10 protein-coding genes are annotated in these 15,177 nt (G+C 60.8%); 8 read left to right on the plus strand and 2 right to left on the minus strand.

What is annotated here, in order from left to right:
• The first annotated feature begins 130 nt into the window (after positions 1–130).
• The 3 genes from ACY8D3_RS01900 to ACY8D3_RS01910 all read left to right on the plus strand — a co-directional run bounded on the left by ACY8D3_RS01900 (position 131) and on the right by ACY8D3_RS01910 (position 6,091).
• On the plus strand, positions 131–1,345 hold the full coding sequence (locus tag ACY8D3_RS01900) for an efflux RND transporter periplasmic adaptor subunit (RefSeq protein ID WP_462381342.1): 1,215 nt from the start codon (positions 131–133) through the stop codon (positions 1,343–1,345).
• A gap of 148 nt (positions 1,346–1,493) precedes the next feature.
• Positions 1,494–4,673, plus strand: coding sequence for an efflux RND transporter permease subunit (locus ACY8D3_RS01905; RefSeq protein ID WP_462381343.1), 3,180 nt, complete (start codon positions 1,494–1,496; stop codon positions 4,671–4,673).
• Positions 4,670–6,091: an efflux transporter outer membrane subunit gene (locus tag ACY8D3_RS01910; RefSeq protein WP_462381344.1), complete on the plus strand. Its 1,422-nt coding sequence runs from the start codon at positions 4,670–4,672 to the stop codon at positions 6,089–6,091. The genes ACY8D3_RS01905 and ACY8D3_RS01910 overlap by 4 nt, the downstream gene beginning before the upstream one ends.
• Positions 6,092–6,668: 577 nt before the next feature.
• Here the strand turns inward: ACY8D3_RS01910 and arfA are convergent.
• Positions 6,669–6,860, minus strand: coding sequence for an alternative ribosome rescue factor ArfA (gene arfA, locus ACY8D3_RS01915; RefSeq protein WP_462381345.1), 192 nt, complete (start codon positions 6,858–6,860; stop codon positions 6,669–6,671).
• 277 nt (positions 6,861–7,137) lie between these two features.
• On the opposite strand from arfA, the gene ACY8D3_RS01920 reads away from it, so the two are divergent.
• From ACY8D3_RS01920 to ACY8D3_RS01935, 4 genes are all read left to right on the plus strand, one after another.
• Entirely contained in the window at positions 7,138–8,025 is an 888-nt protein-coding gene (locus ACY8D3_RS01920; protein WP_462381346.1) for a DMT family transporter, read from the plus strand.
• Positions 8,026–8,186: 161 nt separating this feature from the next.
• On the plus strand, positions 8,187–9,560 hold the full coding sequence (locus tag ACY8D3_RS01925; RefSeq protein WP_462381347.1) for a cytochrome ubiquinol oxidase subunit I: 1,374 nt from the start codon (positions 8,187–8,189) through the stop codon (positions 9,558–9,560).
• Positions 9,557–10,585, plus strand: coding sequence for a cytochrome d ubiquinol oxidase subunit II (locus ACY8D3_RS01930; RefSeq protein WP_462381348.1), 1,029 nt, complete (start codon positions 9,557–9,559; stop codon positions 10,583–10,585). Before ACY8D3_RS01925 ends, ACY8D3_RS01930 begins: the two co-directional genes overlap by 4 nt.
• A gap of 89 nt (positions 10,586–10,674) precedes the next feature.
• Positions 10,675–11,934 carry an HD-GYP domain-containing protein gene (locus tag ACY8D3_RS01935; RefSeq protein WP_462381349.1) on the plus strand — a complete coding sequence of 420 codons (1,260 nt, stop codon included), beginning with the start codon at positions 10,675–10,677 and terminating at the stop codon, positions 11,932–11,934.
• A gap of 33 nt (positions 11,935–11,967) precedes the next feature.
• Here the strand turns inward: ACY8D3_RS01935 and ACY8D3_RS01940 are convergent, their stop codons facing one another.
• Entirely contained in the window at positions 11,968–12,729 is a 762-nt protein-coding gene (locus ACY8D3_RS01940; RefSeq protein ID WP_462384194.1) for a TerC family protein, read from the minus strand.
• Between the two features lie 348 nt (positions 12,730–13,077).
• On the opposite strand from ACY8D3_RS01940, the gene ACY8D3_RS01945 reads away from it, so the two are divergent.
• Positions 13,078–14,490 carry an amidase gene (locus tag ACY8D3_RS01945; RefSeq protein WP_462381350.1) on the plus strand — a complete coding sequence of 471 codons (1,413 nt, stop codon included), beginning with the start codon at positions 13,078–13,080 and terminating at the stop codon, positions 14,488–14,490.
• The last annotated feature ends 687 nt before the right edge of the window (positions 14,491–15,177 follow it).

The following is a 15,177-nucleotide window of genomic DNA, read 5'->3' on the forward strand; positions in this document are numbered from 1 at the left end:
GTCACACCGAGGCGAACCGATCACAATGATCGATAGTTATATTTGGATTGTTCGATTCGTGGTCCGCTCTGTTCCACAACAAACTCCCCGCACTATCCCGTTCCTTTCCCAGACCGTGCGGAGTCAATCCATGGACCATTCACGCTGGAGCATGCGCTATCCCATTGCCGCATTCGCACTCCTCTCCCTGGCCGCTTGCAGCAAGGCGCCTGAAACCGCATCCGCTGCTCGCCCGGCCCCGGCCGTCAGCGTCGCAGATGTCATCGAGCAGCCCGTGATCGAGTGGGATGAAGTCACCGGGCGTCTTGAGGCCCCCGAGTCGGTACTGATTCGACCTCGCGTATCGGGGTATGTCGACCGCGTGCTGTTCCAAGAGGGCGCGCTGGTCAAGAAGGGTGACGTCCTGTTCCAGATTGATCCGCGGCCCTTCGAGGCGGAAGTCCATCGCCTGCAGGCGCAGTTGAGCCAGGCGCGCGCCAGCGCCAGTCGCGCGGACAACGAGGCGCGACGGGGTGAACGGCTACGGTCGAGCAATGCCATTTCGGCGGAACTGGCCGATGCACGCCAAAGCGCTGCGGCCGAGTCGAAAGCAGCCGTGGCGGCGATCCAGGCCCAGCTCGATGCCGCTCGGTTGGATCTGGGCTTTACCCGGGTCACTGCGCCGATCGATGGCCGCGTCGGTCGCGCCGAGGTCACCGCAGGCAACCTCGTCAATGCGGGCGAATCCCGCCTGACCACGCTGGTCTCGACGGACAAGGTCTATGCCTACTTCGACGCGGATGAGCGCACCTTCCTCAAATACGCTCGCCTGACCAGGGAAGGTGCCCGCAACGGTGCAAGCCCGGTCTACCTGGGGTTGTCCGATGAGGCTGGGCATCCGCATCTAGGCCAGATGAACTTCCTCGACAATCAGGTTGATCCGCGTACCGGCACCATTCGGGGCCGCGCCGTATTTGATAACCGGGATGGGCGCTTCACGCCTGGGCTCTATGCCCGCCTGAAACTCGTCGGCAGCGCCAGCTACGACGCCGAGCTGATTCGCGACGAGGCGGTTGGTACGGATCTGAGCAACAAGTACGTACTCGTACTGGGCGACGACGGCGCAGTGAATTACCGGCAAGTGGAGCTCGGGCCGAAGCTCCAGGGGCTTCGCGTCATCCGCAGTGGTCTTCAGGCAGGGGAAAAGGTCGTCGTCAATGGGCTCCAGCGTGTACGCCCCGGCATGAAGGTGACGCCGGAGTCCGTTGCGATGGCGGACGAGAAAACCCTCGCGGCCCTGCGTGAGGAGCGCAAGGTCGTGGAGGCTGCGTTGGCCAAGGTGCCAGATCGGCTTGCCAAGCGTTGACGGGCGCTGGGCGCCCCCGCCCAGGCTCACCACTAGCTCACCCGGTCTCTGCGTAACCACGTACTGACCCAATGCCCACACCGTTTCGCATCGCAGCATCCGGCCTTCGGCCGGGTGGCGAATCCCTTTTCCTTCAAGGAATGTACCGATGAATTTCTCACGGTTCTTCATCCAGCGGCCCATCTTCGCCGCCGTGCTGTCGCTGATCGTACTGATCGGTGGCGGCATCTCACTGTTTCAGCTGCCCATCAGCGAATACCCGGAAGTCGTGCCGCCGACTGTGGTCGTTCGGGCCAACTTTCCGGGTGCCAATCCGAAGGTCATCGGCGAAACGGTCGCCGCACCGCTTGAGCAGGCCATCACCGGGGTGGAAGGCATGTTGTACATGTCGTCCCAGGCCACGGCGGACGGCAGGATGACGCTGACTATCACGTTTGCGCTCGGTACCGACCTGGATAATGCACAGGTCCAGGTGCAGAACCGTGTGACACGAACCGAGCCGAAGCTGCCCGAGGAGGTGACCCGAATAGGGATCACGGTCGACAAGGCTTCGCCCGACCTGACCATGGTGGTCCACCTGACCTCGCCGGATGACAGGTACAACATGCTGTACCTCTCCAACTACGCCCTGATCAACGTGAAGGATGAACTGGCCCGCCTCGAGGGCGTCGGGGATGTCCAGCTGTTCGGCCTGGGGGACTACTCGCTTCGCGTCTGGTTGGACCCGAACCGCACCGCGCAGCGCAACCTCACGGCAACGGATGTCGTCAACGCGATCCGCGAACAGAACCGCCAGGTAGCCGCCGGGCAGCTTGGAGCACCGCCTGCGCCGGGCGATAACAGCTTCCAGCTATCGATCAATACGCAGGGCCGGCTTGTCGATGAGAGCGAATTCGAAAACATCATCGTGAGCGTCGGGGCGGATGGCCAGATCACTCGACTGCGCGACATCGCACGGGTGGAACTGGGCTCGAACCAATATGCGCTGCGCTCGCTGCTCAACAACAAGCCGGCGGTCGCCATGCCGATCTTCCAGCGGCCGGGCTCGAACGCCATCGAGCTCTCGAACGAAGTGCGCGCCAAGATGGCCGAACTCAAGGCTGGCTTTCCGCAGGGGATGGACTACGAAATCGTCTATGACCCGACCATTTTCGTTCGGGGTTCGATCGAAGCCGTCGTGCACACCCTGTTCGAAGCGCTGATCCTGGTGGTCCTGGTCGTTGTCCTGTTTCTGCAGACCTGGCGTGCGTCGATCATCCCGCTGGCCGCAGTTCCCGTCTCGTTGATCGGCACGTTTGCCGTCATGCACATGTTCGGCTTCTCGCTGAACGCGTTGTCGCTGTTCGGCCTGGTGCTGGCGATCGGGATCGTCGTCGACGACGCCATCGTCGTGGTCGAGAACGTGGAGCGCAACATCGAAGAGGGGCTTAGCCCAATCGAGGCCACACGCAAGGCAATGGGTGAGGTGACGGGGCCGATCGTGGCGACGGCGCTGGTGCTTTGCGCGGTGTTCATCCCTACGGCGTTCATTTCAGGACTTACCGGGCAGTTCTACCGGCAGTTCGCCCTGACGATCGCCATCTCTACGGTCATCTCGGCATTTAACTCGCTGACCTTATCTCCCGCGCTCGCTGCGATCCTGCTCAAGGGGCACGATGCGCCGAAGGACCGCTTCTCCCGCGTGCTAGAACGCCTCTTCGGTGGTTGGCTGTTCGGGCCTTTCAACCGCTTTTTCGCTCGGGCCAGCAACGGTTATGTCGGTACCGTTCGCCGCATCCTGCGGGGCAGCGCCGTGGCGATGTTCGTCTACGGGGGCCTTCTCCTGCTCGGCGGGTGGGGCTTTTCGTCGACGCCGGCCGGTTTCGTCCCGCAGCAGGACAAGCAGTACCTCGTCGCCTTCGCCCAGTTGCCAGACGCGGCCAGCCTGGATCGTACCGAGTCGGTGATCCGCCGCATGTCTGACATCGCCGCGCAAAATCCGGGCGTGGTCAACAGCGTTGCGTTCCCCGGGCTTAACATCAACGGCTTTACCAACAGTCCCAACAGTGGCGTCGTGTTCTATGCGCTGGACGACTTCGATAAGCGAAAGGAAGCATCGTTATCGGCTGGCGCGATTGCGGCGGACCTGAATGCGAAGTTTGCCGGCATTCAGGACGCGTACATTGCGATCTTTCCGCCGCCGCCGGTCATGGGCCTTGGCACCATTGGTGGCTTCAGGTTGCAGGTGCAGGATCGGGGTAACCTGGGCTACGAGGAATTGTACGTGCAGGTTCAGAACGTACTGAACAAGGCGCGGCAGACGCCCGCGCTTGACCCGAACTCGCTCTTCACCAGCTACCAGGTCAACGTGCCACAGGTCGACGCGGCCATCGACCGTGACAAGGCCAAGACGCATGGCGTCGCCATCAGCGACATCTTCGACACCTTGCAGGTGTACCTGGGCTCGCTGTACGCGAATGATTTCAACCGCTTCGGCCGGACGTACCAGGTCAACGTACAGGGCGATCAGCAATTCCGCCTCGAGCCTGACCAGATTGGGCAACTCAAGGTACGAAACGACCGTGGCGAGATGATCCCGCTGTCGACGTTCGTCAACGTGAAAAATAGCGCCGGCCCTGATCGCGTCATGCATTACAACGGCTTTATCACGGCCGAAATCAACGGCGCGCCTGCGCCGGGCTATAGCTCGGGCCAGGCGGAGGCTGCGATCGAGCGCATCCTGGCCGAAGAGCTGCCTAACGGCATGAGCTACGAATGGACTGACCTTACCTACCAGCAAATCCTGGCAGGCAACACGGCATTCCTGGTCTTCCCGCTTTGCGTGCTGCTGGCCTTCCTTGTGCTTGCCGCGCAATACGAAAGCTGGAGTTTGCCGCTCGCGGTCATCCTGATCGTCCCTACGGTGCTATTGGCTGCGATCACCGGGGTGATCATCTCGGGTGGCGATAACAATATCTTCACCCAGATCGGGCTGATCGTGCTGGTGGGGCTTGCCTGCAAGAACGCGATCCTGCTTGTGGAGTTCGCCAAGGACAAGCAGGCCGAGGGCATGGATCGGCTGAGTGCCGTGCTCGAGGCGTGCCGCTTGCGGCTCAGGCCAATCCTCATGACGTCCATCGCGTTCATCATGGGTGTAGTCCCGCTGGTGATATCCACAGGTGCTGGTGCGGAAATGCGGCATGCCATGGGCGTCGCCGTGTTTTCCGGAATGATCGGTGTGACCTTCTTCGGCTTGTTGCTGACGCCCGTCTTCTATCTGCTTATCCGTGCCTTCGTCGAGAAGCGTGAGGCGAGAAAAGCCGCTGTCTTGAAGGAGCACCTTGCATGAGGCTTCACGCAATCATCATTCGTCCCGCGATTCCGGCACTGCTGACGCTGGTGCTCGCTGCCTGTGCGGTCGGGCCGGACTATCACGCGCCCTCGACCGAGCCCGCAAAACTGAAAGCGGTGTCAGGCACGTTCGATCGAAGCCGCTTCGAAGCTGCATGGTGGCGCCAGTTTGAGGACCCAACGCTGAATGAGCTGGTGACGCAGGCATTGGCCGAGAACCGGGAGCTGCGTGTTGCCTTTACCAGGCTGCGCGCCGCGCGGGCCATTCGGGACGATGCCGCGAATGATCGTTTCCCCACCGTGACCTCCCGCGCCAGCGGCGAGCTGGGCAAGGCGCAACAGCCCGGCCTGACCGAGTCGCGGGTGAATGCCGAGCGCTATGACCTGGGTTTGGACATGGCGTGGGAAATCGATCTGTTCGGGCGTATTCAGCGCCAGCTCGAAGCGAGCGAGGCGCGTATCGACGTGGCTGAAGCCGAGCTGTACGGGCTGCAGGTCAGCCTGGTGGCCGATCTCGTGGATGCCTACGGTAATTTGCGAGGCGCCCAGCTGCGCGAGGGTATTGCCCGGGACAATCTCGACAACCAACGCTCATCACGCGCCCTCACGATCGAGCTGCGTGATGCCGGTATTGGCAGTGAGCTTGACGTCAATCGGGCCGATGCCCGGTTGGCCGGCATCGAAGCCAGCATACCGCTGCTGCTCGCCGAGCAGGCCAGGGCGCGCAATCGGATTGCGGTGCTTATGGGGCAGCGCCCCGAAGCCTTGACGGTGGATCTTTCGGCCAAGGCGCTTCCTGCTATCGCGAAGGCGCTGCCGATCGGCGATCCCGCCGAGCTCTTGCGCCGTCGTCCGGACGTGCAGGCTGCAGAACGATCGCTGGCAGCCGCTACGGCAGATGTGGGTGTCGCAACCGCGGACCTGTTTCCCCGGGTCAGTCTGGCCGGATTCCTGGGATTTACAGCCGGGCGAGGTTCGGAAATTGGAACGAGTGCCGCACGCGCCTGGAGCGTTGCGCCCACATTGAGCTGGCCCGCATTCGATCTCGGAAGCGTACGTGCGCGCTTGCGAGGGCGCGAGGCCGACGCAGACGGAGCGCTTGCCCGATACGAGCAGCAGGTGCTGACAGCGCTCGAGGAAGCCGAGAATGCCTTCAGTGACTATGGCCAGACCCAGCAACGGCTGTTGGCACTGATCCGTCAGTCCGAGGCCAGCCGCAAGGCAGTCGATCAGGCAAATATCCGCTACCGCGAAGGCACGGTCGACTTTCTCGTCCTGCTCGATGCCGAGCGCGAGCGCCTCGCGGCGGAAGATGCCGAGGCGCAGGCGGAGGTTGCGATGTATCACGGTGTGGTCGAGATTTACCGCGCACTTGGAGGAGGATGGGAAATCACCCCTGCGTTGGCGGCGCAGTAGCGTCTGATTCGCCTGTTGCCTGATGGTTAGCCTGTAGGGTGGGTTAGCGACGCGTAACCCACCGAACCGATGAACGTAGCGGCGCGCAGTTCTGGTGTAAGCGCAATGCTCGAATGGGCAGCCGTCACGACCGGGCTGCCACGTCGTAGGCATGTTGTTGGAGGTAAACGGTGGAAGCCCTTCGGGATTCCACCCTACGGCTCTGATTCGCCCGTTGCCTGATGGTTAGCCTGTAGGGTGGGTTAGCGACGCGTAACCCACTGAACCGATGAACGTAGCGGCGCGCAGTTCTGGTGTAAGCGCAATGCTCGAATGGGCAGCCGTCAGGGCCGGGCTGCCACGTCGTAGGCATGTTGTTCGAGGTAAACGGTGGAAGCCCTTCGGGATTCCACCCTACGGCTCTGATTCGCCTGTTGCCTGATGGTTAGCCTGTAGGGGTGGGTTAGCGACGCGTAACCCACCAAACCGGTGAACGTTGCGGCGCGCTGGCCAACCTTTATGGCAGAACCAAATCCAACATGACCTTCGGTCCAAAGCTCTGGTGTGCTCGTTGGCAGGCGGCTCACCTCGGATCAGGTCAGCACCTGCACGGCAACATGGCTGACAGCAATTCTTTGACCCCTAGAAAGACCGAAGCCTCCGAGTCGTAGGACTGGGAGGCTTCGCGGCGGTAGCTGCCTTTGCCTTTCTTGGGCTTTTCCTGCCGACAGCGAAAGAGGGGCTGGGCGACGATGGATTTCGCCCGATTGGGGCGGGATTTCTTGGCCATGTTTACCTCGAAGGTGGCTTGGATGCTCCTGGGTTACTGGGCGCACTCGTAGGCGCGGGGAAATAATGGGGGCGAACTCTCGGAAATCCATGCCTGCTTCACCACGTAAGCGCGCCGCCCCGACGAATGACGTCGGTCGGCCACCCTCGTGGCCTCGTTGAGCGTGTACATAGGCTCCGCTATGCTTGCCCGTTATCTCTTTGTCGGTGCTGCCGACGCCGTCGCCCTGCGTTACGACCGCGCCGCCGATCCCGGCTTCTCCCCTTCAGGAACATCGATGAGTACCCCTAGCGTCCCGCTATCCGGCGTCAACCAGCCACTGCGGGGCATTCTTCTCATTGTGGCGGCGACCTTTCTGTTCTCCAGCCATGATGCCGTGTCGAAATACCTCTCCGGTTTCTATCCGATCGTTGTTGTGGTGTGGGCGCGTTACCTCGTGCACACCTTGCTCATGGCAGGGATCTTCGTGCCGCAATCAGGGCTGCGGGTGTTGCGGACGCGCAAACCCGGTCTACAGGCGCTTCGTGCCCTGTGCCTGCTCGGTACCAGTCTTTTCTTCACCACGGGCCTTCACTACATCCCGCTGGCCGAGGCGACCGCTGTGAACTTCCTGGCGCCCCTGATCGTGACCGCGCTCTCGGTGCCTCTGCTCCATGAGCGGGTGACGCGGGGGCAGTGGGCTGCGGTCTGTGTCGGGTTCATCGGTGTGCTGGTGATCGTCCATCCGGGAGGCAGTCTGTTCACACCTGCGGTTTTGCTGCCGCTCTGCTCGGCGGTGTGTTTTGCCTGCTATCAACTGCTGACGCGCAAGCTCAGTACGGTCGATAGCCCGACGACCAGCAACTTCTTCGCCGGGCTGTTCAATACCCTGGTGATGTCGGCGCTGGTGCCGTTCTTCTGGGAAACACCAACACTGGCCCATGGTGTGATGATGCTCGCGTTGGGCGCCTTCGGCATGTCGGCACACCTGTTCCTGACCCAGGCGTTCCGTTACGCAGCCCCTGCGTTGCTCGCGCCATTCAGCTATTGCCAGATCATTTTCGCGGGTTTGCTCGGGTTGGTGTTCTTTGGTCATGCCCCGGACCTGACGGCCATTGTTGGTATCGCCATCATCTGCTTCAGTGGCCTGGCCGCAGCGTGGCAGCAGCGGCGCAAACCAGCCTGACCCGACACCCAATCGGTTTTCAGCGGCTTCACGCGCGCCGACTCGTTTCACTGGCCAACTGAACCCCGTGCAGCTCCTGCTTTCAGACTCTCACAAAGTGAGAAGGGAGCAGGGCTCGAATGGAGTGGGGCGCGTTGGAGATTGCTCGATTGCAGTTCGCGATGAGTGTTTCATTTCACATCATCCTGGCCGCATTCACGATCGGATTGGCGCTGTTCCTGGCGTTGATGGAAGGGCTGTGGCTATGGCGCAAGCAGCGCCGTTACTGGGTCGCCTACGAGTATTGGCTCAAGATCTACGCGCTTAACGTCGCGGTCGGAATCGTCTCTGGAGTCGTCCTAGAGTATCAGTTCGGCACGAATTGGTCCGTGCTCTCCAGCCGCGCTGGGGCCGTGATCGGTCCGCTGATGTTCTATGAAGTGCTGATCGCTTTTTTTCTTGAAGCGGGCTTTCTTGGGATCATGTTGTTTGGCGCGAAGAAGGTTGGGCCAAGGCTGCATTTCTTCGCGACGTGCATGGTGGCACTCGGATCGCTGTTCAGCGCTTTCTGGATTCTTTCTGCCAATTCCTGGATGCATACGCCGGCGGGCTTTCGCATTAATGAGGAAGGCTTGTTCCTGCCTGAAGACTGGCTCGCAGTCATCTTCAATCCGTCCTTTCCCTACCGTTTCGCTCATATGACCGTAGCCACCGTGTTGGCCAGTGCCTGCATGATTGGCGCGGCGGGCGCTTGGCATCTGCTTCGTGATCGCAGCAACCGCGCGGCACGGGCCATGTTCTCGTATGCGCTATGGGTGTTGGTCGTCTTGGGACCGGCACAGGCGGTGATCGGTGACTTGCACGGTCTGAACACGCTCGAGCATCAACCCCAGAAAGTGGCGGCCATGGAGGCCAGCTGGCAGCGCCCGGCCGAGGGAGAGGGGCAGCCGCTGGTGCTCTTTGCCTGGCCGGACCAGGCGGCGCAGATCAATCGCTTCGAATTGTCGATTCCGCATGTCGGCTCGCTTTACCTGCGCCACGACTGGACGAGCACGATCAAGCCGTTGTCGGCGTTCGATGCGGAGGAGATTCCCTTTGTGCCGTTCGTGTTCTTCGCGTTCCGGATCATGGTAGGGATCGGCATCGTGCTCATCGGGCTTGGCGTGGCCGGTGCGATCGCGCGCTGGCGAGGGACACTCTATGACGGCCGGATACTGCAACGTTGCATGGTCATGGCGGCGCCGGCAGGCTTTATCGCGCTGTTGGCGGGCTGGGTCGTCACCGAGACCGGGCGACAGCCCTACACGGTTTACGGTCTGCTGCGTACCGCTGACAGCGTATCAGCTGTCCCACGGGAGATGGTCTTCAGCTCTACGCTGGCTCTGTTCACGCTCTACGTCTTCATCTTCGTCATTGGCAATGCGTTCCTTCTGCGGCGACTTCGTCAGCCGCCCGAAGTGGGAGAGGAGGGCCCCACGTCGGAACTTGCAGAGCGGATTGGCAAGGGTGCGAGCCGTGACAGTGCGGCCGCGCAGGGACGGGGGACGGATACGTGAATGCAGAATGGCTTGCACTGGCGGCAGCGGCGGCCGTCGCGTTCTCGTTCCTGTGCTACGTGTTGCTCGATGGGACCGTCCTGGGCGTCGGCATGATGGTGCCATTGACGGCTGACGAGCGGGATCGGCAGACGCTGAGCTACAGCCTGCTGCCAATCTGGGACGGCAATGAGACCTGGCTCGTCCTTGGCGCAGCCGCGCTGCTGGCGATGTTTCCGCAGGTCTACGCAGGGGTACTTACAGCCCTCTATATTCCTGTATTCCTCATGCTGTTGGCATTGATTGTCCGTGGCGTGCTCCTCGAATACCGCGATCACTTCACGCCTCGGATGCGTCGCGCCACGGACGTTGCACTGGGCATCGCCTCTGCACTGGCAGCCTTTTCGCAGGGTGTGAGTCTGGGTGTATTGCTCGGTGGGCTGGACGTAAATGCTCCGGAGCGTTCGCTCTGGGCAGCGTTCGCCTTCTATCCGGTGATGTGCGGGCTCGCCATGGTATTCAATACCTTTTGGTTGGGCGCTGGCTGGGCGTTATGGCGGACGACAGACCGCCTTCAGCGTAAGGCCAGGCAATGGGCCTGGATCATGGCGCCGATTGCCTGGGCGGCGTCGCTGCTGGCGATTGCCGGCGCACTACTGGTTGTACAGGATCACCGCCCCTTGTTCTCCGACCGGCCTCCGGCCTGGTACTGGATATTCAATGGCGCGCTCCTGGCCGGCGTCGGCTCGATGGTGCTATTCGTCGTTGCACTTTTTCAGCGCCGTGTGTGGCTGCCGCTGGTGGGGATGCTGGGTTGGGTTGCCGGCGTGTACGTGCTCGGCCTCTGCCTTGTATTCCCGCTCATTGCGCCGCCCACTGTCGATATCTTCGCAGCCAGTGTGTCCCCGCGTTCGCAGGCATTCGTGCTGATAGGCTTTGGGCTGTTCGCCCCCGTGACGCTGGCGTATAGCACCTATTCGTTCTGGATTTTCAAGGGTAAGGTCCAGCGCGCGCCCGTGCGTTCGCAGGATGAAGCGCACCGCTGACAACCGCAGGGCAGACAAGCGTAGCGGGTATTCGAATTTACGTTGCAGCCCATTACACTTCCGGCAAAGTACCATGAGGTCGCAGCGTCATGAGTTCCGCGCCGGTCTACATTTTGCCTGAACAGCTCTGCGTGGGACTGTACGTCCAACTCGACCTGAAATGGTGGGAGCACGACTTCGCCTTCAACAGCTTCAAGGTCAAGGATGACGCCCAGTTGGCCTCCCTGCGCAAGCTAGGGCTGCGTCGCTTGCGTTACGACCCTGCCCGCAGCGACAGCCAGCCTTTGCCATTGCACGAGGTGCCCGAGGCGGCCCCGCCAGAGCTGCCGCTCGTTCCAGCAAGCGTTGCATTGGAAGAGCAGAAGCGTGAGGCGCGCGCGATACGATTGAGTGCGGTGCGCAAGCGCCTTGCGGAGGTCGACAAGACATTCCTGCAGGCGAGCCAGCGGGTTAAGGCCATCAATGTTGCGCTGCGCAACGCGCCTGATCAGGTGCTGGCGCACGCGGGGGAGGTCGTGAACGAGCTGGTGGCCGCAGTGTTGGGCGATGATGGCGCCGCGCTTCATGCGATCAACGGCAAGGCGGCCGAAGACACCTATGTCCATTCGTTGAATGTGACCGTGCTTTCAATGATGCTGGGTCGGCAGATGGGTCTTGATAGCGAAGACTGTCACACGCTTGGGCTAGGCGCGCTCCTGCACGATATCGGGAAGTTGGAGGTGCCGAGCCAAATCCTCTTAAAGACCGCACCTTTAACGCGGCCCGAGCAGAAATTCCTCGAACTGCATACCGAGTACGGCTTGCGCCATGGCCGTAAGCTCATGCTCGATGACGACGTGCTGAGCATCATCCACGAGCATCATGAATACTGCGACGGCAGTGGCTATCCCCGAGGCTGCCATGAATCCGGGATACGGCGGCTGAGTCGGCTGGTCTGCATTACCAACCGCTTCGATAACCTGTGCAATCCGGCTCACGGCTACGCAGCGCTCAACCCGCATGAGGCCTTGGCCCGCATGTTCGGGCCGGAGCGGGCCCGTTACGACGAGGTCGCGCTGAAGGCGTTCATCCGTTGCATGGGGGTTTTCCCGCCGGGTTGCCTGGTACAGTTGGACGATGGCCGCTATGGCTCGGTGCTGAGCATGCATCCGTCATTGCCGGTGAGGCCGACGCTCGTCCTGTACGACGCCGATGTGCCCAAGCAAGAGGCGCTGATCGTGGACCTCGAACTCGAGCCGACGCTCGCCATCGCCCGGGGTGTCGACCCACGGGACCTGCCGGTCGAAGCCCTCGAATATCTCAATCCGCGCCAACAGGTCAGCTATTACGTGGACCCTCGTAGACGTTAGAGGCGGAGCGTGATGCCGCCTCCCATGCCCACCTCAATGTACTGACTGTCCTTCGCGGCGCCGTTTCGCACGGCGCGCGAGCATGTTCAATCCCTCGATCAGCGACGAGAACGCCATGGCTGCATAGAGATAGCCCTTCGGTACATGCGCGCCGAAGCCCTCTGCAATCAGCATCATTCCGATCATCATGAGAAAGCCCAGCGCCAGCATCACGACGGTCGGATTGTCATTGATGAAGCGGGCGAGAGGACCGGCCGCGAAAAGCATCACTGACACCGCAACGATCACAGCGATCACCATGATCGGCACATGTGGGGTCATGCCGACGGCGGTGATGATGCTATCGACCGAGAAGACGAGGTCGAGCAGAAGAATTTGCACAATGGCGGAGCCGAAGGTCATCTCGATCGCATTACCTTGCTTGCCTTCGAAGATGTCGCCGTCAGGCTCTGGGTCAACTGTATGACGAATTTCCTTGGTTGCTTTCCAAAGAAGGAACAGGCCGCCCGCGATGAGAATAAGGTCCTTCCACGAGAAGGCTTGGCCGAAGAGCTCGATGATCGGCTCCGTCAACTGAACGATCCATGCAACAGTGCCCAGGAGCCCCAATCGCAGGACAAGCGCCAACATTATCCCGATGCGGCGGGCACGGTCGCGGTGCTGCTCCGGCAACTTGTTGGTGAGAATAGAGATAAATATGAGGTTATCGATGCCGAGCACCACTTCCATCGCAATCAGAGTAGCGAGAGCGACCCAGGCGGTCGGGTCAAGAAGAAGCTGTTGCGCATAATCCATGGGGCAAGACTCGATAAACCACTGAGGACGACATACCTTTCTGAGTGTAACCGTTGCCAGAGATTTCGCTGTTTTGGTGTTAAAAGATGTTTCAGAGAAATCCGTCCAAAGCCACATCCACGGGGCGCGGAACGATGCGTCAAAATCCTGCTCGACAAATGGCTTGGCGACGTCTCCCTGACGCTTGCCATAAAGGGTAATCTTTACGCGAGCGCTGGGCACTACGAAGTGGCCTTTTCAGTCTCACACCGGGGAGACACCGTCTCGCCTGTTTTGCCCACCCGTTGGCCAGGCGGCATGGCTTCCACGTCAGCCCGCACTGACGGATACGCGTTCTAATGATCGATGATGAGTGAACCCTGCTACATGATTGCAGACGGCATCTCAACGCTGGCCGAGCGGCTTCGGCGTGGAGACCTCACGAGCGAAAGCCTGGTAGCGGCCGCCGTTCGTGAGATCCAGCAACACCGCGCGCGCGGTGGCGTTGCCTATGTCAGCGTTGATATTGACCAAAGCCTGCAACGCGCACGTGAAAGCGATCGCATGCGTACCGCGGGCTATGCGCCGTCTGATATTGCCGGTTTACCAATTGCGGTGACGGATGCATTCGATGTCGAAGGCCAGATCACCCGTGCCGCGTCCCGGGCGCGGGACGATGTGATGCCCGCTGCAAGCGACGCCTTGGTCATCGCCCGTCTGAAAAATGCCGGCGCCGTCCTGCTTGGGCGGACCAACATGAGTGAATTTGCGCTCTCATGCCTGGGCACCAATGCCCATTTTGGTACCCCGACCTTACCCATGGACAGCAAGAGAATCGTGGGCGGCGCTGGCTCCGGACTCGCAGTGGCCGTTGCCATGGGTATGGCGGTGGCAGGTGTGGGCACCGATACGCAGGGTTCCATTCGCATCCCGGCTGCGTTCTGTGGGCTTACCGGTTTCAAGCCCAGTGCCAATCGAATCTCAACCCAAGGCGTCTTTCCGCTATCCCCTACGCTCGACTCTGTCGGTTCGATCGCGCGTTGCGTCGATGATTGCGCCATGTTGGATGCGGTGATGTCCGGTGAACGCGGTGAGCTGGGTAGCCAGCCGTTGGCGGGGCTGCGGCTGGCGGTGACTTCGGATTACGTACTCGATGGCATCGACGCCATGGTCGGCAGCGCGTTCAAGCGCGTATTGCGCTTGCTTACGGCTGCCGGTGCCGATATTCGCTGGTTCGAGTTCCCCGAGCTCAAAGCGCTTTCCAGGATCAACGAGTCCGGTGGTTTCGTTGCAGTGGAAGCGTGGTACCAGCATCGTCAGTTCCTGGAAGGCGCGGCGCAGGCGCACTACGATCCAATCGTAGTAGAGCGCTTGCGGCAGGGGCAGGCGCTGAGTGCGTACGACTATCTGGATCTGCTAGCCGAACGGCGTCGGCTGATCGATGTCGCACGCTCGCGGCTTGAGCATGTCGATGCCTGGCTCATGCCGACCGTACCGATTTCTGCACCTCGGCTGGATGAGTTGCGACAGGGCCAGGCAGGCACCGTTTATTTCGAGCGCGACGCCCAGGCTCGGCGCAACACAAGCGTGGTCAATTTTCTTGACGGCTGCGCGGTTACGCTTCCGTGCCAGGAGTCCGGCGACCTTCCGGTCGGGCTCTCGGTAGTAGGGCTCAATGGAAGGGATGAGAGCACCCTGAGATCAGCGCGTGCTATCGAAACGCTTATCCGAGAGGCTACGCCTGCAGCGCATTCCTCTCACCTCCATCATGCTGCTGGTTAACGGTCCAGAAGCCTTGGCGCACCGCTGACGGTTAGGCTTGGTAGCTCGGTACAGGAATACCTGCGCAGGGTGATCGATAGCCAAAGCTGTTGGCGTGGCCCTCTGCCCGTACATAAAACCGCGTCGTACGGCATGTCTGGTCACCATCCTCAGCACAATCCAGCATTCTCCGGAACGCACTTCTTCGCTGAAGGGCAGGGGTCGGGGAGGGATTTCCCTAGAGCCGCATGCATCTGGGACGCAAAAAAGGGAGCCTAGGCTCCCTTTCGACGTTATGCGCGGTTTGTTCTTGTTTCGCTGCCAGCTCGGCCTTGTTCTTGTTATAGGGCTAGCGCCCCCAATCGAGGGCAAGAGCGAACGGATTTGTTTGGAAGCTGAGGCGCCTTGATCTTGATCCAACCAGAGGGTCTGCTTGAGCAGTCTTATTCTTCTCGTTCTGGCCGCGGTACACCCGAAAGCAATCTTCTCCAAAGAAATCAGTTAGCTACGTCTCCGCCTACTTGTATTTATTTTGCTGGAGTCGCTTTATCTAATTTTTATTGTGGGTGGTGCTTATCGTTGTTCTTGTCTCTAAGACATTGCAGTAGGCGTGCCAGTTTTGTAAAAGCACCTAAAATCAAGGGCTTAGCGGTTGATTGCGCCCCGGCTTGATGTGTGATGAGTCGGATTCGTTACCGTGTTACCCAC

The organism is Pseudomonas sp. Marseille-QA0892, from assembly GCF_054950135.1.

Coding starts and splice junctions, on each gene's coding strand:
- ACY8D3_RS01900 (WP_462381342.1), top strand. CDS start 131: ATGGACCATTCACGCTGGAGCATGCGCTATCCCATTGCCGCATTCGCA.
- ACY8D3_RS01905 (WP_462381343.1), top strand. CDS start 1,494: ATGAATTTCTCACGGTTCTTCATCCAGCGGCCCATCTTCGCCGCCGTG.
- ACY8D3_RS01910 (WP_462381344.1), top strand. CDS start 4,670: ATGAGGCTTCACGCAATCATCATTCGTCCCGCGATTCCGGCACTGCTG.
- arfA (WP_462381345.1), bottom strand. CDS start 6,860: ATGGCCAAGAAATCCCGCCCCAATCGGGCGAAATCCATCGTCGCCCAG.
- ACY8D3_RS01920 (WP_462381346.1), top strand. CDS start 7,138: ATGAGTACCCCTAGCGTCCCGCTATCCGGCGTCAACCAGCCACTGCGG.
- ACY8D3_RS01925 (WP_462381347.1), top strand. CDS start 8,187: ATGAGTGTTTCATTTCACATCATCCTGGCCGCATTCACGATCGGATTG.
- ACY8D3_RS01935 (WP_462381349.1), top strand. CDS start 10,675: ATGAGTTCCGCGCCGGTCTACATTTTGCCTGAACAGCTCTGCGTGGGA.
- ACY8D3_RS01940 (WP_462384194.1), bottom strand. CDS start 12,729: ATGGATTATGCGCAACAGCTTCTTCTTGACCCGACCGCCTGGGTCGCT.
- ACY8D3_RS01945 (WP_462381350.1), top strand. CDS start 13,078: ATGAGTGAACCCTGCTACATGATTGCAGACGGCATCTCAACGCTGGCC.